This is a genomic window from Brevibacillus porteri, from assembly GCF_003013475.1.
GTDB lineage: Bacteria > Bacillota > Bacilli > Brevibacillales > Brevibacillaceae > Brevibacillus > Brevibacillus porteri.
Map to the genome: position 1 here is coordinate 1 of NZ_PXZO01000013.1, position 1,172 is coordinate 1,172.

Consider the following 1,172-nt stretch of genomic DNA (forward strand, 5'->3'; position numbering starts at 1 on the left):
TGTGCTCTTTTCTCGTTGTAAAAGGGAATGAACTCCTCAATTCGCCTTTGTGCCTCGTCTAAACTTCGTATATCATAGGGATAGAGTGCTTCTGTTTTCAGATGTGAAAAGAAGCTCTCCATGGAGGCATTGTCATAACAATTGCCTCGGCGAGACATGCTGATTTGGGCGCCAACCTTTGGCAGCATGTCGTGGTAAGCATAGGACGTGAACTGGAATCCTTGATCGCTATGAACGATCAATCCAGTCACGTTCTTGTTCGTTTCAAAGGCTTTCTCGAATGTTTGTAGGACGAGCTGATTGTCGTTACGTACGCTCATATGGTGTGCCACGATTTCATTGTTAAATAAATCTTTAACCACAGAAAGGTACAACCAGGTATCGGCGACACGATATTGTGTTACATCTGTTACCCATTTCTGATTGGGTGCACTTGCACGAAAGTCTCGCTTTAGTAAGTTTTCTGCAATTCTACTTCCCACGGAAGAAGTATAGTTGCAACGATGTTTGCGGCGAATACGAGCACGAAGTCCCATCTCTTGCATCAAACGCAGCACTTTCTTATGATTTACCCATACGCCGTGATCTTGGAGTAAAAATAACTGAATTTGCCTGTACCCGTATTTCATGTCGTATCTGTTATACACGACTTGAATCAAATGTTTTAACGACTTGTCGCGGTCTACCTTTTTTCGTTTCAAGTAGGCATAAAAGCCACTTCTCGAAACACCAAAAAGGAGACAGAGTTCGCTCACACCATACCACTCTTTTGCCTTTTCGATGACCTCGTATTTTCTACGTACACCTCCTGCATCCAGATTTTCAAGCACTTTTTTAGCATCACATTTTCTCGTTTAAGCTTCTGTATATACCTGTCCTGATCCAAATAATCTTCTCGTCTTCCTCGCTGATCTAACAGTCCGAATTCACCCAGTTGCTTATACTTCTTCATCCACACTTTCAAGCGATGTCTGTCTGGAATACCTAAATGATCCATGATTCTCCGATACGTCCATCCTTCCTCCACATGCAATCGAATGGCCTCAGCTTTCATTTCCTGAGGATAGTGGTTGAATTTCTGTCCTTTCTTTGCCATAAAAATACACCCCCTAGAATTCTCATCGGCTAAACCTAGGGGTTTTTCCAATGTCTATTCTAAGGGGTGCATTTCA

The 1,172-nt window shown here is 42.7% G+C and carries 2 protein-coding genes; both read right to left on the bottom strand.

Annotation, left to right across the window (positions count from 1 at the left end):
* Positions 1 to 830 (bottom strand): IS3 family transposase (locus tag C7R92_RS09195; protein WP_146147608.1); only part of this gene is annotated, 830 nt, incomplete at its 3' end.
* Positions 752 to 1,096 (bottom strand): helix-turn-helix domain-containing protein, encoded by a 345-nt coding sequence (locus C7R92_RS09200; protein ID WP_106834024.1) that lies wholly within the window; start codon positions 1,094 to 1,096, stop codon positions 752 to 754. The genes C7R92_RS09200 and C7R92_RS09195, both read right to left, overlap by 79 nt.
* Positions 1,097 to 1,172 lie beyond the last annotated feature (76 nt).